The organism is Dyella sp. OK004, assembly GCF_900114495.1.
In the GTDB taxonomy this organism is placed as follows: Bacteria; Pseudomonadota; Gammaproteobacteria; order Xanthomonadales; family Rhodanobacteraceae; genus Dyella_D.
Genome location: NZ_FOZI01000001.1, coordinates 523,882 through 545,213 on the forward strand (window position 1 = coordinate 523,882; position 21,332 = coordinate 545,213).

A 21,332-nucleotide genomic window follows, 5' to 3' on the forward strand; every position below is an offset into this window, starting at 1 on the left:
CATGAGCAAAGACATGGAATGAAGTCGCTCTTAAAGAAGCCAACCAGGAGTTGTAACCATGGCTATGGATCGAGAAGCACAGGTATTGAACGACGCCGTCGCGGCCGGGATCACGTCACCCCGAGAGCTGGCGAATTTCATGGCGCAAGTCACCCATGAATCCAACGGACTGAACCGTCTGGACGAAAGTTTCCGCTACACCAAGAGCGTCAACCAGATTCCGGTGGAGTCGGCGTGGCGTCAGGGCGAAGCCGCGCTGGAATCAGCGCGTAAGGAAGCTCTGCAAGGCAAGCCGGAGCATCTGGCCGAACTGATGTACGGCGGTCGCAACGGCAATGACGAGCCGGGTGACGGCTACAAGTATCACGGCCGCGGCTACATCCAGCTCACCGGCAAGGACAATTACCGCGCTGCGGGCGAGGCGCTGCAACTGGATCTGGTCAAGCATCCGGAGCTGGCCGCCCAACCCGAGAATGCCGCCAAGATTGCGGTGTGGTACTGGGAAAATCGCGTACCGGAAAAGGCGCACGAAGATGTTCGTGCCGCAACCCGCGCCGTCAACGGCAAGCTCAACGGCCTGGCGGATCGCGAGACGCGCTTTGCCGAATGGGAAAAGAAGCTAACGCCTGAAGTGATGGAGCGACTGACCAAGGGTCAGGTAGGCCTGCCGCACGCGCCTTCCGCTCCAGTCCCTTCCAAGAGCGAACACCACGCTACTGGCGCATCGTTGCGCGAAAAGGACCAAGGACCCGCCATACGCGAATTGCAGGATCAACTGCACACGCTCGGCTATGGCGGCAAGCAACCGCCCCTGAAAGCCGATGGCCATTTCGGCCCCAATACCAAACATGCGGTCGAAGACTTCCAGCGCGCCCATGGCCTGACTCCGGATGGCGTGGCTGGCAAGCAGACCATGGCCAAGATCCATGAGTTGGCGCAGGCATCCAAACCCCAACTCAACGACTCCCGCCATCCCGACCATGAGCTGTACAAGCAAGCATTGGATGGCGTGCACAAACTGGACACACAGCACGGCCGCGCTCCCGACACACGCAGCGAACAACTTGCCGCAGCCTTGGTCGTGGCAGCGCGCGAACACGGCCTTTCGCGGATCGACCATGTGGTCCCGGGGCAGGACGCATCACATATCTATGCGGCGCAGGGCGCCTTGAACTCTCCGTTCAAGCAGGTGGCGGGCGTACCCACTACGCAGGCACTTGATACTCCCATCGCACAAAGCAGCCAGATGTGGGAACAGGCCGCGAAGCAACAGCAGACCACCCAGCCTCAGCAGTCACAGCAGACGCAAGCACAAGCGCAGACGCACGGCATGTAGCGCGCATGGCCCTTTCATTGGCCAAGTCACGCACCGAAGGAGCTGGTCAAACCGGCTCCTTCGGCATGCCCGTCATCCATCGGCCATCGCTCCTGCGCAACGAATTGCCGCTATTAGCGCAACCGTTCCGCGAAGACGATGTGTGTCCAGAAGGAAAACCTTATGCCAAGCAAGCGATCTACGCCCTCCGCGGCGCTCGCCCTCGCTCTGACTCTCGCCACCTCCACTTATGGTTCGCCCATGAATACTCCTGACATCAAGCAGAACCCGCATCCGCAGATGCGCTACGAGGTCACTATGACCATCGAAGGTGCGCCCGGCCCGTTCGAAACCGTGACCGGTTTCATGCAGTACGAAGTGCTCGATGACCGCTGCCTGCCCATGCAGGACCCGATCAGCGGCGCCAAGAAGCACCCGATGACCGACCCGCCGATTCATTTCGAGCGTGTCTCCGACAACGTCTACAAGGGCGTCGTCTATGCCGATCTGCTGCAGAACGAGGACTACTACGGTCTTGGCATCTGCAAGTGGTCGCTGGTGTCCGCTATCGGCCGCCTGCAGGGCAAGGAGGCCACCTTCTCACCCGACCTCAGCCTTGACGAGCTCGTGGCGCAGGAACGCAAGACGCTCTATTTCTACAAGGGCAACTACTCGCACAACAGCGTGAAGGATTCGGTCTTCGCGGGCGTTCCGCTGTCGGATCACATCAAGGCGCACCGCGATGACTTCTTCTCGGTGACGCTCGAAGCCAGGGAGGTCTTCCCATGACCCTGCGCTCGATGGACTACGCCGAACTCGCCAAGGATGCTTATAACGACCGCGCGCTGGAGCAAAATTTCTACATCGATAGCGTGCAGTACAAAGCCATCGCCCATGTGGACCGTCCGTCTGGTTATCAGGGCACCGCCTATCAACGCATCGACACCGGCGAGATCGTCATCGCCAGCCGCGGCACCGAGTTCGGTCGCGAGCCGCTGCGCGATGGCGTGATCGCGGATGGCGGCATGGTCTTCACTGGCTACAACTCGCAGGCCGACGACGCCATGGACTTCGCCAAGCAAGTCACGGCCATGGCGAAAGACCGTGAGCCGCAATATGGGCATCCGCTGGATGTCACCGTCACCGGCCACTCACTGGGCGGCACCCTCGCTGAGATCACGGCTTACCGGCTCGGCCTGCACGGTGAGACCTTCAATGCCTATGGTGCAGCGGGGCTGTTGTACGACATTCCTGAGGGCGGTTCGCAGGTGATCGATCACGTGCGTGCCACCGATTTCGTCAGTGCGGCCAGCCGCCATTTCGGCGAGGTGCGCGTCTATGCCACCCAGGAAGACATCGATCAACTAACCAAGGCGGGATACCGCGACGACGGTGGCCCGCTAAGCCTGCGCAATCCGATCAAGGGCATCAGCTTCGACGCGCATCGCATCACCAATTTCGCGCCGGACAACCAGGAGCACGGCGCCTCGATCATGAATGCTGAGGACGCCGCCCGCTATCGCGCCCACCACGGCATGATCGACCGCTACCGTGACGACATCATGCTGGCTCGCACCGGGCTCTCGGTTTCCTGGGAGCTGCCCAAGGCGATCGTCCACACCGCGGAAGACTTTGGCCGCACCGCTGGCGAGCGGATCGCCAAGACGTACGAGATCGTCCGCGAAGTAGCCAACGAGCATATTCACCAGGTCGCCGAGAAAGTGAAGGAAACGGTCCATCGCGTCGAACAGACGCTGGAGGAGGCAGGTAAAGCAGTAGGCGAGAAGATCTCTGAGGGAGCACATGCCATCGAGCATGCCGCCGAGTCCCTGAGAGACCGGGCCTCCCACGCGCTGGATGTCTTACGGCATCCCGGCTCATGGTTCGAGCACGCACCTGACCCGAAGACGCCACCCGCCCGCCTGGACAGCACTACGCATCCTGATCACTCCATGTATCGCCAGGTGCTCGGAGCCGTGCATCACCTGGACGCGCAACATCGCCGCGCCCCTGACCAGTTGAGTGACAATCTGGCGGCGACGTTGGTAGTCGCGGCCCGGAGGCATGGCATGGAACAGATCGATCTGATTTCGCTAAGTGATGATCGGTCCAGCGCTTATGCCATACAAGGTGATCCACAATCGCCTTTCAGGCGCATCGCCGAAGTGTCGACGCAACAGGCGGTCAACACTTCGGTGGAGCAAAGCAGCTTGGCCTGGGTACAAGCCGCTCATGAAGCCAGGGAACGGCATGCTGCCCAGATCGCTCAGGAGCAGTCGCAATCCCAGGCCATGCCGGGGCGAACCGCATAGCACGCGGGTAATCTTGGCATGTCAAAGTAAGCGTACGAAGAAGGAAACGACGAAGCGGGCGGAGCCACCGTGGCCCGCTCGCTTCGCGGCAGGAAATGGATAGGCTACGACGGCCTGTCCCGCCAAGAAATCTCGACAGGGTAGATCTAATGAGCAAGAGCCGATGGATTTGTGCGGTAGGCCTCGCAGTGGCCGCCGTGGCGGTAGGCGAGTATTTTTCCGGATTTCTAACCCTGCTCTTCCTGGGACTGGGGCAACACGACCTCGGTTTCGGCCTGTATTGGAACTACCTTCGCTCTCTCAATCTGCCTCAGTATCAGCCTTACCTATTGCGCATTCAGGCCGCCGGCTTTATCGGCTTTGGCATTCCGCTTCTCCTATGGCTGATCGCCCTGTACTTCCTGGTGAAGCGCAAGAAGCAATCCATGCACGGCGACGCTCGCTTCGCCAACGCCGGCGACTTGAGCAAGCACGGCATGTTCAAGCCGTCAGACAACGGCGTTCTGGTCGGCAAGTACAAGGGCGATCTGGTGCGGTTGAGCGGCCAGCAGTTTGTGATCCTCGCTGCGCCCACGCGCTCAGGCAAAGGCGTGGGCGTGGTGATTCCCAACCTGCTCGAGTACCAGGAGTCGATGGTCGTTCTGGACATCAAGCAGGAGAACTACGAACTGACAAGCGGCTGGCGCGCCAGCCAGGGGCAGGAAATCTATCTGTTCAATCCGTTCGCGGAAGACCGGCGCTCGCATCGCTGGAATCCGTTGAGTTATGTGTCGAGTGACCCGGCCTTCCGTGTATCGGATCTGATGAGCATCGCGGCGATGCTGTATCCCGATGGCTCGGACGATCAGAAGTTCTGGGTGAGCCAGGCACGCAATGCATTCATGGCTTTCACCCTGTATATGTTTGAGAAATGGGAGCACGACGAGAAGAAAGGTTTTCCGCTGATGCTGCGGGACAAGCCGACGCTGGGCATGGTCTATCGCCTCTCTTCCGGCGACGGTACGGATCTTCGCCAGCTTTATCAAATGATGTCGCAGCAGCCGTTCCTCAGCGGTCATGCGCAATCTGCTTTCGCCAATCTGCTTTCGCAGGCCAACGAGACCTTCGCCTCCATCCTAGGCACCTTCAAGGAGCCGTTGAACGCATGGATCAACCCGGTGCTGGACGCAGCCACCAGCGAGGACGATTTCCTGCTGACCGATGTGCGCAAGAAGCGCATGACGATTTACATCGGCATCCAGCCCAACAAGCTGGCTGAGAGCCGGCTGATCGTGAACCTGTTCTTCAGCCAGTTGATCAACCAGAACACCAAGGAGCTGCCGCAGAACAACCCTGCGCTGAAGCACCAGTGCCTGCTATTGATGGACGAATTCACCTCGATCGGCAAGGTGGAAATCATCGCTACGGCGGTGTCGTATATGGCGGGCTACAACGTGCGCCTGCTGCCCATCATCCAGAGCATGGCGCAGCTGGACGCCACCTACGGCAAGGATGTCTCGCGCACGCTGATCACCAACCATGCGTTGCAGATCATCTACGCGCCGCGCGAACAGCAGGATGCCAACGACTACTCCGACATGCTCGGCTACACCACCGTGCGCAAGGAGAACGTCACGCGCGGCAAGGGTCGTGGCGACGTGTCGCGCAGCCAGACCGAGGAACGCCGCGCCCTGATGCTGCCGCAGGAACTGAAGGCGATGGGTACGGACAAGGAGGTCTTCCTCTATGAAGGCATCCCCCATCCAGTGATGTGCGAAAAGATCCGCTACTACCAGGACAAGTACTTCACCGCCCGCCTGCTGCCGAAGGTGGACATTCCCGTTCTGGCCATCTGAACCTGGCGCCCTTATGGGCGCCACGGCCCCGGGGCAGCTTCAGAGCTAGACTTGGCTCATGACGCTGCCTTCCGCCCTGCTCGATACCCTGCGCGCCACTTTTGCCGCCGACGCCCTGTCGGTGGAGGAAGGTGAGCGCCTCGCTTACGCCTACGACAACTCGCGCCGCAACGCACTGCCCGATGCGGTGGTGTTTCCCACCACACATGAGCAAGTCGAAACGCTGGTGCGCGCATGCCGCGAACATCGCGTTCCGGTAGTGGCCCGCGGACGCGGCACTAATACCACCGGCGCCACGGTACCGGTGGCAGGTGGCGTGGTGGTGAGCTTTGAGCGGATGAACCGCATTCTGCGCATCGATCCGGATAACCGCCTGGCGGTGGTCGAGCCGGGCGTACTCAATGGCGACCTGCAGAACGCGCTGAAGCCGCATGGTTTCTTCTGGCCACCCGACCCGACCTCGTCGCCCTGGTGCAGCATAGGCGGCAACCTGGCCTGTAATTCGGCGGGACCGCGCACGGTGAAGTACGGCAGTCCGCGTGAGAACACTCTGGGTTTGCGCGCGGTGGCTGGCACGGGCGCAGGCTTTCGCTGCGGCACCTACACCAGCAAGGGCTCCACGGGTTACGACCTTACCCGTCTGCTGATCGGTTCCGAAGGCACCTTGGCGCTGATCACCGAAGCCACGCTGAAACTCACGCCGAAGCCGAGCGGGCTGCGCACATTGCGCGCTACTTATCGCGACGTTGGCGCCGCTGCGCGCGCGGTGGCACGCATCATGGCCCAACCCGTCACGCCATGCGCACTGGAGTTTATTGATGACGTCGCACTGAAGCTGGCCCACGACTACGGTGGCGACGGCGTGCCGCTGGCCGGCGCGATGTTGATGATCGAAGTCGACGGCGAACCGGAAACGCTGCCCAGCGCGGTGGAGGGCGTATCGTGCGCGGCGCGCGGCGATGGGCTGGAAGAACTCAAAGTCGCCCAGACCGCGGAGGAAACTCAGGCACTGTGGTCTGCGCGCAAGGCACTATCACCCGCACAGCGCACCATCTCGCCGAACAAGATCAATGAAGATGTGGTGGTGCCGGTGAGCCACTTGCCGGAACTGGTGGACGGCATCAAGCAGCTTGCGGCCAAGCACGACGTACTGATCGTCAGCTTCGGCCATGCAGGCAACGGCAATCTGCACGTGAACCTGTTGCCGCGCGATGACGCCGAGCGCGAACGTGCGCATGCCTGCCTCGCTGAAGTGTTCGCGTTGGTGATCCGCCTGGAAGGCACCCTGTCCGGTGAACACGGCATCGGCCTGATCAAGCGCGAATTCATGCCGCTCGCGTTGGAGCCGGCAACGCTGGGACTGATGCACAACGTCAAGGCTGCGTTCGACCCGGACGGGATTTTGAATCCGGGAAAGCTGCTGCCGTAGAAGCGCACAGGGTGCGCTCCTACAGGTAATCAGCGGGTTTGGCGGTTGATGATCAGGTGCAGGCCGAACAGGACGAATACTGCTCCCGCCACGCCATCGATCCACCGCGACAGCCGCAGGTAGCCGCGCCGCATGGCCGGCAGGGCGAAGAACGCCGCGACCACGGTGAACCATAGGAAGGTTTCGGCGGCGACCAGCGTCCACAGACCCCAGCGGGTGGCGGCGCTGGCGCCGTCGCCGATCAGGGCGGAGAACACGCTGCCGAAGTACACCACGGCCTTGGGATTGGCGAGGTTGGTCAGCAGGCCGGCACGGAGCGTGGCGAAGTCGCTGCGCTCGACCTGGGGTGTCATCGATGGGCCGCCGGCCGGCGCGCGCCAGGCGCCGCGCAGCATCTTCACACCCATCCAGGCCAGGTAGAGCCCGCCGGCCACGGCCATCAGGCGGCCCAGCCAGGCCAGGCGGTGCAGCAACAGTTGCAGGCCAAGCAGCGCCAGCGCCGACCACACCATCGCGCCGAGCGCGATGCCGGCGACGCCGAACAGCGCCTGTCGGCGGCTGCGACTCACCGCAGTCTGCGAGACAAAGAAAAAATCCGGCCCCGGGCTGATCAGGGCGATCAGGTGGACGAAGGCGATAGTCAGGAACAGGCTCATGGGACGCTCCGACACAGTGAATCACTAGATATTTGCGGCCCCGCAACTTGTCGCGACGGAGCCGATTCCTCTACGCTGCCAACGTTTTGGCTTTCCACGGCCACTTTAGAGCCTGTCCTCATAGTCTGCATGGCCCTCGCCGGGAGCTGTTTGCACGCAAGACCAGGAAGAACGAGGGCGTGTACGTCCGTACACAACCGAGTGATGACGCAGGATTGCGGGCAAACAGACCCGGCCCGAAGGGTTGCTTGTCGGTGGGCGCCAGCCGGTGCCGCGCGGTTTGGCCTGGCAGCCAGCCATGCGCTGCACCACGCACCACCGGCTGGCGCCCACCGACAAGCAACGCGGGCTATGCAGACTATGAGGACAGGCTCTTAGGGGGAATACCGAGTCGCCGGAACGGGCGGGACCAGCAAGGTTGGCTGCCCGGCGTCCGTGTGCCCGGTGTGGCCATCGCGTAAAAGCTACCGCATTCATTGGATCAAGACACCCTGATGAGCATCAAACTCCGCCTGATCATCATGTACTTCCTGCAGTTCTTTGTGTGGGGTGCGTGGCTGCTGACCATCGGCGCCTACTGGTTCCAGAACAAGCAATGGTCGGGCGCGCAGTTCGGCGCGATCTTTTCCACCATGGGCATCGCCTCGCTGTTCATGCCCTCGATCATGGGTGTGGTCGCCGACAAATGGATCAACGCGGAAAAGCTCTATGGCCTGCTGCATATCGGCGGCGCCATCGTGCTGTTCATCGTGCCGATGATCAATTCGCCCGGGCTGATGTTCTGGGTGATGTTGATCAACATGATGTTCTACATGCCCACCATCTCGCTCTCTATTGCGGTGGCGTACAACGCGCTCAAGGGCGACGGCAAGGACATCATCAAGGACTTCCCGCCGATCCGCGTGTGGGGCACGGTGGGTTTCATCGCGGCGCTGTGGACGGTGAGCCTGCTGCATCTGGAAACCACCGAGGGCCAGTTCTTCGTGGCTTCCGGCGCGGCGCTGGTGCTGGGTCTCTATGCCTTCTCCCTGCCCAAGTGCCCGCCGAAGTTCGAGCGCAAGGAACACCAGTCGCTACTGGATACGCTGGGCCTGACCTCGTTCGCGCTGTTTCGCAATCCGCAGATGGCTGTCTTCTTCATCTTCGCGATGTTGCTGGGCGCGGCGCTGCAGCTGACCAATGCCTACGGCGATACCTTCCTGCACGATTTCGCCAAGCACGAAGAGTTCAAGGACCTGATAGCGGTGCGCTATCCGGCCATCATCATGTCGATCTCGCAGATTTCGGAAACGCTGTTCATCCTGGCAATTCCGTTCTTCCTGAAGCGCTTTGGCATCAAGACGGTGATGCTGATCAGCATGCTGGCGTGGACGCTGCGCTTCGGCCTGTTCGCCTACGGCGACCCGGGCGCGGGGCTGTGGATGATCGTGCTGTCGTGCATCGTGTACGGCATGGCCTTCGACTTCTTCAATATCTCCGGCTCGCTGTTCGTGGAGGGCCAGGCTGATCCGTCGATCCGCGCCAGCGCGCAAGGCCTGTTCATGCTGATGACCAACGGCGTCGGCGCCGTGCTGGGCAGCTCGATCAGCGGCCTGGTGATCGAGGCTTTCTTCACCCGCCCTGACAACAGTAAGGACTGGCACGGCATCTGGACCACCTTCTCGCTGTACTCGCTGGTGGTGGCGGTGCTGTTCGTGTTCCTGTTCAAGCACAAGCACGACCCGGCGGCCGTGCAGGGCGCGTCGGCACGCAACGCCGCCCACTGAGCGACCGCCCGGGTTTTTCAGGAAAGGGCCGCATCCGCTGCGGCCCTTTTCTTTTAGGGCATCGCAAGAATTTGAGATGATAATTATTCTCATTTAAACTGCATGCTTTGCCCTTCCCCGAAGCCGCTCATGCCGTCTCTTTCCCGCACCATCGCTCTGGCCCTGCTGGCCAGCGCCGCCCCGCTCTACGCCCAGACCGCTCCCGTCGACAACACCCAGCGTGGCGACAAGCCGGCCGCCACCAATCTCGAAGGCGTCCACGTCACCGGCGACTGGCTGGGCGATGCCACCAGCCGCGATGTGCAGAACCACCCCGGCGCCCGCACCGTGATCCGTCGCGAGCAGATCATCGAGGCGGCGCCCACGCAGGTGCGCGACATGCTGCGCCGCATCCCCGGCGTGCAAGTGCAGGAAAGCAACGGCACCGGCGGCAGCGATATCTCGCTCAACGTCGGCGTGCGCGGCCTTACCGCGCGGCTGTCGCCACGCTCCACCATCCTGCTGGACGGCGTACCGATGGCGGTGGCGCCCTATGGCCAGCCGCAGGTGTCGATGATGCCGATGGCGGTCGGCAACCTGGACGCGATTGACGTAGTGCGTGGCGGCGGTTCGGTGCGCTTCGGGCCGCAGAACGTGGGCGGCATCATCAACTTCGTGACGCGCGAGATTCCGGAAACCTTCGGCGGCACGGCCGGCGTGATGCTGCAGGGTGGCGCACATGGCGGCATCCTGACCCAGAGCAACGCCTTCGTGGGCGGCACCACCGCGCAGGGGCTGGGCATCGCCCTGCTCTATTCCGGCGTGAAAGGCCCGGGCTACCGCGAGCGCCACAACCAGACCAACATCGACGACGTGATGCTCAAGGCGCGCTACGCCTTCAGTCCCACCGACACGCTGAGCGGCAGCCTGCATTACTACCGCGGGCAGGCGGACATGCCCGGCGGGCTGAGCCAGGCCGACTACAACGCCGATCCGTTCCAGTCGCGCCGTCCGTTCGACGACTTCCGCGGCCTGCGCAAGGACGCCGTACTCAAGTACAGCCATGTCGACGACCGCCGCAGTTTCGAGGTGCAGGCCTACTACACCGACAGTTTCCGCGGCAGCCATATCGAAACCATCGCGCTGAACAGCAAGACCGGGCAGTACTCGCACCAGCTCAACGCCTACCCGCGCAACTACCACACCTTCGCCATCGAGCCGCGCTATTCGCAATTGTTCGACCTGGGTGACTGGAAGCACGAAATCAGCGTGGGCTACCGCTACCTCAACGAAGCGATGCACGAGCGCACCCTGCGCAACAACCAGTACACCTCGCCGCTCTACTACACACCCTTTGAGAGCGGACCGTTCGATACCTCCCCTTACGGCGGACTCTATGTGCGCACCGGCAACAACATTGGCGGCACCGAAGCGCACGCTTTCTATATCGACGACACCATCAACGCCGGCCACTGGACCATCACGCCCGGCCTGCGTTACGAGCGCATCAACACCTGGTGGCAGGCGCTGCCGGATGCCACCGTCATCGTGAAAGGTCCCACCTACCGGCGCGAAAAATATTCCAAGCCGCTGCCGTCGCTCAATGTGGTCTATCACCTGTCCGAGCAGTGGAAGCTCTATGCCGACGCCGAAACCTCCTTCGGCAGCCTGCAGTACTTCCAGATCGGCCAGAAGAACGCACAGAACCAGTTCGCCGATGGCCTCGCACCGGAAAAGGCGCGCACCTACGAAATCGGCACGCGCTACGACAATGGCGTGTGGGGTGCGGAAGCCACTGCGTTCCGCATCAACTTCGATCATGAGCTGCAACTGGTCGGCAAGATCGCCAACGTCGCCAACTCCCACGACGGCTGGACCAACCTCGGCGCCACCACCCACAAGGGCCTGGAAACCGCCGCACACCTCGACTTCTCCACCCTCGACGAACGCCTGCGCGGCCTCAGCTTGTGGGGCACTGCCACCTTCACCAAAGCCACCTACAACTACGGCTCCTTCGCCGGCCGCGACCTGCCCTTCTACTCCCGCCGCACCGCCAACCTCGGCCTGCGCTACGAACACGCACAGTGGGCCTTCAACCTGGACGCGTTCTCACAATCGCGCCAACACTCCCCCGGCACGCCCAGCTTCGACCCCACCAAACCCGCCGACTACATCACCATCGGCACGCCCGCTGGCGACTACGGCGATATCCCCGGCTGGACCACCTGGAACGCCCGCACCGAATACCGCTTCGGCCCCTCGCTCTCCTACCTCAAACTTGCTGTCGGCGTAAAAAACCTCTTCGACCGCCGCTACTTCACCCGCTCCACAGACAACAACAACGGGTTGTACGTAGGGCAGCCGCGCACGTATTTCGTGCAGGCTTCTGTGGATTTTTAAGCGATGCCATTGAAGTAGGTAAGGCTGTCTCAAGAGCCTTACCCCTCCCCAACCCTCCCCTGTCCCACGGGACTAGCTTCGCGTCGCAAGCAGGGGAGGGGGCAAAAGCTCGATGCGGTGATGATGACTAGACCATCAGGCCGAGAAGAGAGCCATCCCGACGCCTGACACTGGAAAAAGCGCAGCTACGAAGCACACCGCCTGCTCTTCAGGCCATTTCTCTTTGGTTACTTTCTCTTTGGGCCAGCAAAGAGAAAGTGACCCGAGCCGCGGCAGCGGTTCGGAAGCCCGCGGCAGGCGAGCCAGAGCATGCAGACGCGACAACCGAAGCGCACCACTCTGGATCCCTGCCTTCGCCGGAATGACGAAGTAGAGACGGTATCGCAAGGACCAAGGCCATCTCTGCTGGGAGAGGGAGAAGGATCAAGACACGAGTGCACTCGCCACCACCCGATCCCGCCCATACGACTTCGCCGCATAAAGCGCCGCATCCGCCGCCCTCATCCACCCATCCAAATCACCACACCGCACCCCATCCAACAACGCCAGGCCAATACTGACCGTCACATGCTCCACCGGCACATCCGGCGGCAACGGCAACGCAGCCACACCAGCGCGCAACACCTCAGCCAGACGCAACCCCGCCTCCGCCCCAAACCGCGGACACAACACCGCAAACTCCTCACCGCCAATACGCGCCAGATGGCCAAACTTGCCGACCGTCTCGCGCATGTAATCCACCACGACGGCTAACACGCGGTCACCCTGCGGATGGCCCGCGCTATCGTTGATGCGCTTGAAATGATCGAAGTCGATCAGCATCAGCACATGCGATGCCTGACGCGGATCGCCCCGGTCCTGCACTAGTGCCGAGGCGCGTTGCAGAAAAGCGCGGCGATTGCCGATGCCGGTCAACGGATCGCGCAGTGCTTGATCGCGCAATTCGACCGCATGCCGGCGCTGCGCACGCAATAGCAAATAGAGCAACACCGCGATCAGGATCACGCCACCGGCAATCAACTTGGCGATCAGGCCGCTCAGCGCTTGCCGACGGCGTGCCTCGTCCTGCCGCTCCGCTTCGGCCTGTGCCGCTTTCAACGCCAGGTCTTTCAGGCGGTTCTGATGCTCCAGGTCGCGGATGCGCAGCTCTTTCTCGCGTGTCACATAGCGCGCTTCCAGCGCGGACTCGGTGGAGCGAAGAGCCGGCGAACGGCGGTCGGCCAACAGGCGGATCACTTCGCGCGCGTCTGCCAGCGCCAGCGCGCTGTTGCCGGCCTTCTCAGCCATGCCGCTACGGGTCTGCAGCAAATCAGGCAGCAGGCCGTCCTTGCCGGCGGCCTGGGCGTCGGCGATGGTGGTTTTCATTTGCTCCAGCGCATCACCGCGCCGCCCCATCGCCTCATAGGCACGCGCAATGTTCGCGCGCGAAAGCAAAGCGTCGCTGACGCGCCCGGCCGCCTGCTCCTGCGCCAGTGACGCCTGTGACAAGGCCAGCGCTTCATGAGCGCGCCCCAGGTCGAGATACATCCGCGCCAGGTTGTCGCCGACCATCACCACCAGCTGGTCGGCACCCACGCTGCGGAAATGCGCGCGTGAACGCTCGTAGGCTTTGGCCGCCTCCGCCGCGCGATTCAGGGTGGCAAGGTTGGCGCCCTCGTCGTTTTCCGCTTCGGCAAGACCCCAGGTATCGCCGAGCTCGCGGTAATTCGCCTGCACTTGCTGGCATAGCGGCAGGCCGTTTCGCGCGTCTTCCACCAGGGTATACGAATCACACAACGCAAATTTGGCCCAGGCTGCGACTACGGGATCATGCAGATCCTGCATCTTCGCCGCCGCTCTCAGCGCTTCGCTGAGGCCGTCGCCATCGCCATTCTCGATATCGTGGCGCGAGCGCAGGAAACCGGCCGCGGCCGAAGCGACGGTGTCGTCACGCGCGGCGGCCAGGCTGTCCAGGCGCAGGGTCGCCTCGGCCAGTGCGGCATCGTCGTTGCCGTTGATCGCGGCGTTGCCCATCAGCCAGAGCAGCTCGCGCTCCTGCGCCGGGGGCGGTGTTTCGCTGTGTGTATCGAGTTGCTTGCGCACGTCCTCGATCAGGCCGTGCGGATCGCTCACCGCGCGGTAACGCTGGGCATAGCGCTCCTGTACGCCGTCGGCATGCGCCAACGCCGCGAGCAACCACACCACCACGATGAAACCCCCGCGACCCGGCAACTCATTCCCCCAACAAGTGCCAATCGCCACCATCATCGAAACATGTGACGCAGCGCACAAGTGCCGTCACCGGTACACTAGGCGAATGCAGATCGGCCCCTACCGCATCGACCCGCCCGTGGTGCTCGCCCCCATGGCCGGCGTCACCGACAAGCCTTTCCGCCTGCTGTGCAAACGGCTGGGCGCGGGTCTGGCTGTGTCGGAGATGACGGCGTCCGATCCGCGCCTGTGGCAGACCCGCAAATCGCTGCGCCGCATGGACCATGCCGGCGAGCCGGAGCCGGTCAGTGTGCAGATCGCCGGCTACGACCCCGGCATGCTGGCCGAGGCGGCACGCTACAACGCCGACAATGGCGCCCAGATCATCGACATCAACATGGGTTGCCCAGCCAAGAAGGTGTGCAACGTGTGGTCCGGCTCCGCTCTGCTGCAGGATGAGCCGCTGGTGGCGCGCATCGTGAAGGCAGTGGTGGATGCGGTGGACGTGCCGGTAACGCTGAAAATCCGCACCGGCTGGGATCGCCAGAACAAGAACGCGCTCATCATCGCGCGCATCGCCGAAGACGCCGGTATTGCCGCACTCGCTGTGCATGGCCGCACCCGCGCTGATAAATACGAAGGCGAGGCGGAGTACGAAACGATTGCCGCGGTGAAACGCGCGGTGCGTATCCCCGTACTCGCCAACGGCGATGTCATGACACCGCAGCAAGCAAAGCACGTGCTGGACGTGACCGGTGCCGACGCGGTGATGATCGGCCGTGGCGCGCAAGGGCGGCCGTGGATCTTCCGCGAAGTGGCGCACTACCTCGCCACCGGCCAGATGCTGGCGGAGCCGACGCCGGCCGAAGTCAGCGCGATCTTGGTCGACCATCTCGAGCAGCTGTACGCGTTCTATGGCGAGTTGCAGGGTGTGCGCATCGCCCGCAAGCACCTCGGCTGGTATGCCAAGGATCGCCCGGAGAATGCCGCCTTCCGTCACGTGGTGAACCGGGCGGAGACGGCGGAGGAGCAGCTACGGCTGACGCGTGAGTATTTCGATGTGCAGGTGGCGGAAGGCTTGCAGGTTGCTGCCTGAGTGGTCGCCCACAGGGTGGGCTCCTACACACCAATTCCGCGCAAACCCTTGCGACACCGATCCATGCATCATCGGGGCTTTGCCTTTCCCTTGGCCCGATGCTTATCCGTTCCCGTACTCACCACTCGCTCATCCTGCTGCGTCTCGCCGTGCTGGCTTGTGCGCTCTTGCTTGGCGGTTGCGAAGCCAGCCTGTTCGCCGGATTGAATGCCACTGATCGCCGCGTGGGCATCGATGCCTCGCGTGACATTGTGTTCGACGCGGCACACCAACTGCGTCTGGACGTCTATCGACCTGTCGGCATCGTGCATGCACCGATCGTGGTGTTTTTCTACGGCGGCAGCTGGGTGCGCGGCGAGCGCGCCTGGTATCGCTTCGTCGGCACCGCCCTGGCGAATGAAGGCGCCATCGCCGTCATTCCGGACTACCGCAAATATCCGCAGGTCACCATGGATGGCTTCATGCAGGACGCGGCCCGTGCGCTGGCATGGGCGCACGATCACGCCAGAGAGCTGGGCGGCGACGCTGATGAAGTATTCGTGATGGGTCACTCGGCCGGCGGCCAGATCGGCGCCTTGCTGGCCACAGATCCGTCATGGCTGGCGCCGTATGGCATGCATCCCGCCGATCTCGCCGGCTTTATAGGGTTGGCGGGCTGCTACGACTTCATGCCGATTCCCGCCAGGGAAAAAGACATGCTCGCTATCTTCGGTCGCGATGCCGCAGAGCAGGCTCGCGCACAACCGGTGCGCTTCGTGCGCGGCAAGGAACCACCCATGCTGCTGTTGCAGGGCAGCGCCGATCACGAGGTCGATCCCTCCAACGCTATCTCGCTGACCCATGCCCTGCAGGCACAGCATGAGAACGTGACGCTGGATCTGTATCCGGGCCTGGGCCACAACTCCTTGGTCTTTGCGCTATCCCACCCGCTACGCGGCGATGCGCCGACCCTGGCCGACGTGATGCGCTTTATCCGCTCACATCCGGCGGCGAGCAGCGCGACGGCAGCGCGCTGACACAGTCAGCGCGTGTGGAAGCCGTACTCGGCCAGCACCGGCTTGAGCGCGGCAATCCACAACGCGTAGCCCGCCGGGGTCATATGCAAGCCGTCGGCGATGAACAGCTCGGGCCGTGGCTTGCCCTGCGCATCGAGCATGGCGGGGCCGATATCGACATAGCGCAGCCCGTGCTGCGTCGCCGCCCACGCGCGGATCTTTTCATTTGCCTCGTGCATCAGCGGCCATAGCGCCCAACGCGCCACGCTGGGCTTGATCGACACATAAACCACCGGCACGTCGGGCAAACGTTTGCGCGCCTTTGCCACGAAGGCCTGGAACGCGGCCAGCACACGCTCCGGTGTCGCGCCTTCGGCGATGTCGTTGTCGCCGGCGTACATCAGGATCAGGCGCGGGTGATAAGGCCACACGATGCGGTCGGCGTAATAAGTGCTGTCAGCGATGACCGAACCACCGAAACCGCGATTGATGACCGGGATGCCCGGAAAGTCCTGCGCCAGCGTGTGCCAGTAGTTGAACGACGAGCTACCGATAAAGAGCACCGCTTTTTGCGGCGGCGGGTGCGCCTGATCCTGTGCAGCGAAGGCATCCATCGCGTCATGCCATTGTGAGGGGCCAACCTCTCTCGCTTCCGTGGCGGTTGTCACCGCCAGCAGCAGCCACGCCAACATCAGCATCCAGCGCTTATCCGCGCTGTTGAACCATCGCACTGTCGTCACCTCTTCGGCTTTCTACGGGGTCGCCGATCGATTATGCCTTCCCCTATCGCCGTGCCTTGCTGTCGCCATCGGCTCCGCCCGGACGGCTTTCGCCCCGGGACACCCTGGCCGGCGTGGATCTGGCCGATGGATCCAGCCCTGATCGCAGCGGCATTGCGATCCGTCTGAGCTATTCTCCGGCGCTTTAAGCCGGCCCGTTTTGGGCCTGGCGCCGGCCTCATGGCCGTCCAAACGGCTGAATCGGCATGAAATCGTCATCTCCGGCCCACATGCTGTAGCTGCAAAACCGGGGCACGGCATGTATCATGGCGGACCTCTTTCATCTCTCTATCCGTAAGGAAGGATATAACCCGCGATGAGCAACTTCCTCTTCACTTCCGAATCGGTCTCCGAAGGCCATCCGGACAAGGTCGCCGACCAGATCTCCGATGCCGTCCTCGACGCGATCCTCGCGCAGGATCCGCGTGCTCGCGTGGCCTGCGAGACCATGGTGAAGACCGGCGTGGCCATCGTCGCCGGCGAGATCACCACCAGCGCTTGGATCGACCTGGAAGCGCTGACCCGCAAAGTCATCGTCGACATCGGCTATGACTCCTCCGACGTCGGTTTCGACGGCGAGACCTGCGGCGTGCTGAACCTGATCGGCAAGCAGTCGCCGGACATTAACCAAGGCGTGGACCGCAAGAAGCCGGAAGAACAGGGCGCTGGCGACCAGGGCCTGATGTTCGGCTATGCCACCAACGAGACCAAGGACTTCATGCCGGCGGCGATCTACTACTCGCACCGCCTGGTCGAGCAGCAGGCCAAGGTCCGCAAGAAGAAGAACTCGCCGCTGCCGTGGCTACGCCCGGACGCCAAGAGCCAGGTCACCCTGCGCTATGAGAACGGCGAAGCCGTCGCCATCGACGCGGTGGTGCTGTCGACCCAGCACGATCCGAGCGTGAAGCAGAAGGACCTGGTCGAGGCTGTGCGCGAGCACATCCTCAAGCCGGTGCTGCCGTCCAAGCTGCTGCACAAGGGCACCAAGTTCCACATCAACCCGACCGGCAAGTTCGTGATCGGCGGCCCGGTGGGCGATTGCGGCCTGACCGGCCGCAAGATCATCGTCGACACCTACGGCGGCTGGGCCCGTCATGGCGGCGGCGCGTTCTCGGGCAAGGATCCGTCCAAGGTCGACCGTTCGGCCGCCTATGCGGCGCGCTATGTGGCGAAGAACATTGTCGCCGCCGGCATCGCCGACCGTTGCGAAGTGCAGGTCTCCTACGCCATCGGCGTGGCCGAGCCGACCTCGATTTCGGTCACCACCTTCGGCACCGGCAAGATCAGCGACGAGAAGATCGAGAAGCTGATCCGCAAGCACTTCGACCTGCGCCCGTACGGCATCATCAAGATGCTCGACCTGGTGCACCCGATGTACCAGCAGACCGCCAGCTACGGTCACTTCGGCCGCACCCCGTACGAAGTGAAGGGTCCGGACGGCAAGACCTACACCGCTTTCTCCTGGGAGAAGACGGACAAGGCCGAGGCGCTGCGCGCGGATGCCAAGCTGAAGTAAGGGCGAAGCGCGAGCGAGCTTTCGCTTGCCAGCCTATAAAACCCCGCGGCTTGCCGCGGGGTTTTTGTTTGTAACCCACGCGGGGAAAGTCCGCGCATCCACTAGAATGTAGCCATGTCCCTGATCCAGCTTCAGCGCGTCGACTTCAGTATCGGCGGCCCCCTCCTGCTCGAACATGTCGATCTGTCGATCGAATCGAACGAGCGCGTGTGCATCGTCGGTCGCAACGGCGAAGGCAAATCCACCCTCATGAAACTGATCGCCGGCGAGTTGAAAGCCGACGACGGCGAAGTGCGTGTGCAGAGTGGCGTGGTCGTCGCCCGCATGGCGCAGGAGGTGCCGCAGGATACGTCCGGCAGCGTGTTCGACGTGGTCTCCGAAGGCCTCGGCGATCTCGGCCATTTGCTGGCGCGCTACCACCACCTGCTGGCCGAGCATGACTTCGACGCATTGGGCGAAGTGCAGACGCAGATCGAAGCCCAGCATGGCTGGGATCTCGACCGCCGCGTCACCGAAGTGCTGACCAAGCTGGAACTGCCGGCCGACACCGATTTCGCCGCGCTTTCGGGCGGTATGAAGCGTCGCGTGCTGCTGGCGCAGGCGCTGGTGCGCAAGCCGGACGTGCTGCTGCTGGACGAGCCGACCAACCACCTCGATATCGAGGCCATCGCCTGGCTGGAGAACTTCCTCAAGCAGTTCGCCGGCAGCATCGTGTTCATCACCCATGACCGTAGCTTTCTGCGCTCGCTGGCGACACGCATTGTCGAGATCGATCGCGGCCAGCTCACCAGCTGGCCCGGCGACTACGACAACTATCTGCGCCGCCGCGAAGAGCGCCTGCACGCCGAAGCGCAGGCCAACGCGCTATTCGACAAGAAACTGGCGCAGGAAGAAGTGTGGATCCGCCAGGGCATCAAGGCCCGGCGTACTCGCAACGAAGGCCGCGTGCGCGCACTGAAGGCCCTGCGCAACGAGCGCGCCGAGCGCCGCAATCTGGTGGGTTCGGTCAGGATGACCCTCGCCAATGCGCAGTCTTCCGGCAAGAAGGTGATCGACCTGGAGCATGTGCACCAAGCCTACGGTGGCCGTGTGCTGATCGACGACCTCACCACCACCATCATGCGCGGCGACCGCGTCGGCATTATCGGTCCGAACGGCGCCGGCAAGAGCACGCTGCTGAAGATCATGCTCGGCGACCTCAAGCCGCAGCGCGGCGAAGCGAGCATCGGCACCGGCATCCAGATCGCCTACTTCGACCAGCACCGCGTGCAGCTCAACGACACGCTCAACGCGCTGGACAACGTGGCCGAAGGCCGCGAGTACATCGAACTCAACGGCCAGCGCAAACACATCATCGGCTACCTGCAGGACTTCCTGTTCTCACCGGAACGCGCACGCGCACCGATCACCCGCCTTTCCGGTGGCGAACGCAACCGCCTACTGCTGGCCAAGCTGTTTGCGCAGCCGTCGAATCTGCTGGTGATGGACGAACCGACCAACGATCTCGACGTCGAGACCCTGGAACTGCTGGAAGAATTGCTGACCGAATACCAGGGCACCCTGCTACTGGTCTCGCATGACCGCGAATTCCTCGATAACGTCGTCAGCAGCACACTGGTGCTGGAAGGCAACGGCCAGATCGGCGAATACGTGGGCGGCTATAGCGACTGGCTGCGGCAGCGCCCCGCGGCGGCGGCTGAACTCGCTGCTGCCGTGGCCAAGCCGGGCCTGGTGCGCAACGAGCCGACTCCAGCCACCCCGGTAGCACCCAAGCGCAAGCTGAGTTTCAAGGATGCGCGCGAACTCGAACAACTCCCCGCACGCATCGAACAACTCGAAGCGGATGTCGCAGCGCGAGCCGAAGCCATGAACGCCCCCTCGTTCTATCAACAAGACAGCGCAACCATCCTGCAAGCCAATGAAGCACTGGCAAAGGTGCAGGCGGAACTCGACCACGCGTATGCGCGGTGGTCGGAGTTGGATGGTTAGTCGTGCGCTCGAGCGGCCAGTAGAAGCGTTATCGCGAGCACCCGCCCCTCACCCCAACCCTCTCCCCGAAGGGGAGAGGGAGATGTTGCGCGTCGCCGAGATAGACGAAGGGGCCGGAAGAAAACTATCCCGACGCCTGACACTGGAAAAGGTGCAGCCACGAAGCACGCCGCCTGCTCTCAGGCCATTTCTCTTTGGTTACTTTTTCTTTGGGCCAGCAAAGAGAAAGTGACCCGAGCCGCGGCAGCGGTTCGGAAGCCCGCGGCAGGCGAGCCAGGGCACGCAAACGCGACAACCGAGCGATAAGGCACTGGATTCCGGCCTTCGTCGGAATGACGAGTAGGTGGGGATATCACAAGGGCAGCATCCCACCCCCAGCCCTTTCCCGAAGAGTGAGCAAAGGGCGCAATCAATGCGAGTCGCGAACTTTCGCCGCGTGCGACTGCATCAAACGATCCGTCCACGCGATACCAATCGCCGAACCGATAAACACCACATGGATGATGGTCTGCCACATCACGCCTTCCGGCGTCAGCGTGGCGCACTTGAGTGCAGCACCACCACCTGCGTTCTCCGCGATGGCGGCCAACACGTCCGCCGAACAAAACGGCAGCCCTCGCAGGGAGCCAGCAGCGATAAAAGTCTTCAGCAGATGGATGGAAGAGATGCCGATGATTGCCATCGCCAGCTTCACCTTCAGCACCGACGCATTCACATGTGACAGCCACTCCGGCTGGTCGGGGTGATTCTCCAGACCCAGGCGCGACACGAACGTCTCGTAGCCACCCACGATCACCATCACCAGCAGGTTGGAGATCATCACCACGTCAATCAGGCTGAGCACGATCAGCATGATTTCCTGCTCACCCAGCTTCGGCGCCTCGTGGATCAAGTGCCACAGCTCCTTGCCGAACAAGAAGACATAGACGCACTGGGCCACGATCAGGCCGAGGTAGAGCGGCAACTGCAGCCAGCGCGAGCTGAAGATGAGGAACGGCAGTGGGCCGAGACGCGGGTTATTCGAGGGTTGCATAAGCATCTGTGCGGTTGGAGATCAGCCAGCCTAGCGGCTCCG

Annotated in this window: 15 protein-coding genes; 11 read left to right on the forward strand and 4 right to left on the reverse strand. The window is 62.7% G+C overall.

Annotation, left to right across the window (positions count from 1 at the left end; translation table 11 throughout):
* Positions 1-58: 58 nt before the first annotated feature.
* The 5 genes from BM338_RS02290 to BM338_RS02310 all read left to right on the forward strand — a co-directional run bounded on the left by BM338_RS02290 (position 59) and on the right by BM338_RS02310 (position 6,891).
* On the forward strand, positions 59-1,336 hold the full coding sequence (locus BM338_RS02290) for an XVIPCD domain-containing protein (RefSeq protein ID WP_090449146.1): 1,278 nt from the start codon (positions 59-61) through the stop codon (positions 1,334-1,336).
* 162 nt (positions 1,337-1,498) lie between these two features.
* A complete protein-coding gene (locus tag BM338_RS02295; RefSeq protein WP_090449147.1) occupies positions 1,499-2,104 on the forward strand; it encodes a hypothetical protein in 606 nt (201 codons plus the stop codon).
* Positions 2,101-3,627 carry an XVIPCD domain-containing protein gene (locus tag BM338_RS02300; protein ID WP_090449148.1) on the forward strand — a complete coding sequence of 509 codons (1,527 nt, stop codon included), beginning with the start codon at positions 2,101-2,103 and terminating at the stop codon, positions 3,625-3,627. Before BM338_RS02295 ends, BM338_RS02300 begins: the two co-directional genes overlap by 4 nt.
* Before the next feature lie 149 nt (positions 3,628-3,776).
* Complete coding sequence (locus tag BM338_RS02305; RefSeq protein WP_090449149.1) at positions 3,777-5,462, forward strand: type IV secretory system conjugative DNA transfer family protein; 1,686 nt, start codon at positions 3,777-3,779, stop codon at positions 5,460-5,462.
* Between the two features lie 58 nt (positions 5,463-5,520).
* Positions 5,521-6,891, forward strand: coding sequence for an FAD-binding oxidoreductase (locus BM338_RS02310; RefSeq protein ID WP_090449150.1), 1,371 nt, complete (start codon positions 5,521-5,523; stop codon positions 6,889-6,891).
* Positions 6,892-6,920: 29 nt separating this feature from the next.
* Here the strand turns inward: BM338_RS02310 and rhtC are convergent, their stop codons facing one another.
* Positions 6,921-7,547, reverse strand: a complete 627-nt coding sequence (gene rhtC, locus BM338_RS02315; RefSeq protein ID WP_090449151.1) for a threonine export protein RhtC — start codon at positions 7,545-7,547, stop codon at positions 6,921-6,923.
* Between the two features lie 494 nt (positions 7,548-8,041).
* Between rhtC and BM338_RS02320 the strand changes: the two genes are divergently transcribed.
* Together BM338_RS02320 and BM338_RS02325 are read left to right on the forward strand one after the other, a co-directional pair.
* Positions 8,042-9,313, forward strand: a complete 1,272-nt coding sequence (locus tag BM338_RS02320; RefSeq protein WP_090449152.1) for a nucleoside permease — start codon at positions 8,042-8,044, stop codon at positions 9,311-9,313.
* A 129-nt stretch (positions 9,314-9,442) separates the two neighbouring features.
* Complete coding sequence (locus tag BM338_RS02325; RefSeq protein ID WP_090449153.1) at positions 9,443-11,692, forward strand: TonB-dependent receptor family protein; 2,250 nt, start codon at positions 9,443-9,445, stop codon at positions 11,690-11,692.
* Between the two features lie 423 nt (positions 11,693-12,115).
* On the opposite strand, the gene BM338_RS02330 is transcribed toward BM338_RS02325, so the two are convergent.
* Positions 12,116-13,903 (reverse strand): tetratricopeptide repeat-containing diguanylate cyclase, encoded by a 1,788-nt coding sequence (locus BM338_RS02330; protein ID WP_177229203.1) that lies wholly within the window; start codon positions 13,901-13,903, stop codon positions 12,116-12,118.
* 85 nt (positions 13,904-13,988) lie between these two features.
* Here BM338_RS02330 and dusB point away from each other — a divergent pair, with 85 nt between their 5' ends.
* Both dusB and BM338_RS02340 read left to right on the forward strand, forming a co-directional pair.
* Positions 13,989-14,978: a tRNA dihydrouridine synthase DusB gene (dusB, locus tag BM338_RS02335; protein WP_090449155.1), complete on the forward strand. Its 990-nt coding sequence runs from the start codon at positions 13,989-13,991 to the stop codon at positions 14,976-14,978.
* Between the two features lie 98 nt (positions 14,979-15,076).
* The gene (locus BM338_RS02340) at positions 15,077-15,994 is read left to right on the forward strand and encodes an alpha/beta hydrolase (RefSeq protein WP_090449156.1); all 918 of its coding nucleotides are present in this window, start codon (positions 15,077-15,079) and stop codon (positions 15,992-15,994) included.
* 5 nt (positions 15,995-15,999) lie between these two features.
* On the opposite strand, the gene BM338_RS02345 is transcribed toward BM338_RS02340, so the two are convergent.
* A complete protein-coding gene (locus BM338_RS02345; RefSeq protein ID WP_255367168.1) occupies positions 16,000-16,704 on the reverse strand; it encodes an SGNH/GDSL hydrolase family protein in 705 nt (234 codons plus the stop codon).
* Between the two features lie 364 nt (positions 16,705-17,068).
* Here BM338_RS02345 and metK point away from each other — a divergent pair, with 364 nt between their 5' ends.
* Positions 17,069-18,268, forward strand: a complete 1,200-nt coding sequence (gene metK / locus BM338_RS02350) for a methionine adenosyltransferase (RefSeq protein ID WP_090449158.1) — start codon at positions 17,069-17,071, stop codon at positions 18,266-18,268.
* 114 nt (positions 18,269-18,382) lie between these two features.
* Complete coding sequence (gene abc-f, locus BM338_RS02355; RefSeq protein WP_090449159.1) at positions 18,383-20,257, forward strand: ribosomal protection-like ABC-F family protein; 1,875 nt, start codon at positions 18,383-18,385, stop codon at positions 20,255-20,257.
* A 409-nt stretch (positions 20,258-20,666) separates the two neighbouring features.
* Here abc-f and BM338_RS02360 read toward each other — a convergent pair whose 3' ends face one another.
* On the reverse strand, positions 20,667-21,290 hold the full coding sequence (locus tag BM338_RS02360) for a TIGR00645 family protein (protein WP_090450072.1): 624 nt from the start codon (positions 21,288-21,290) through the stop codon (positions 20,667-20,669).
* Positions 21,291-21,332: the final 42 nt, after the last annotated feature.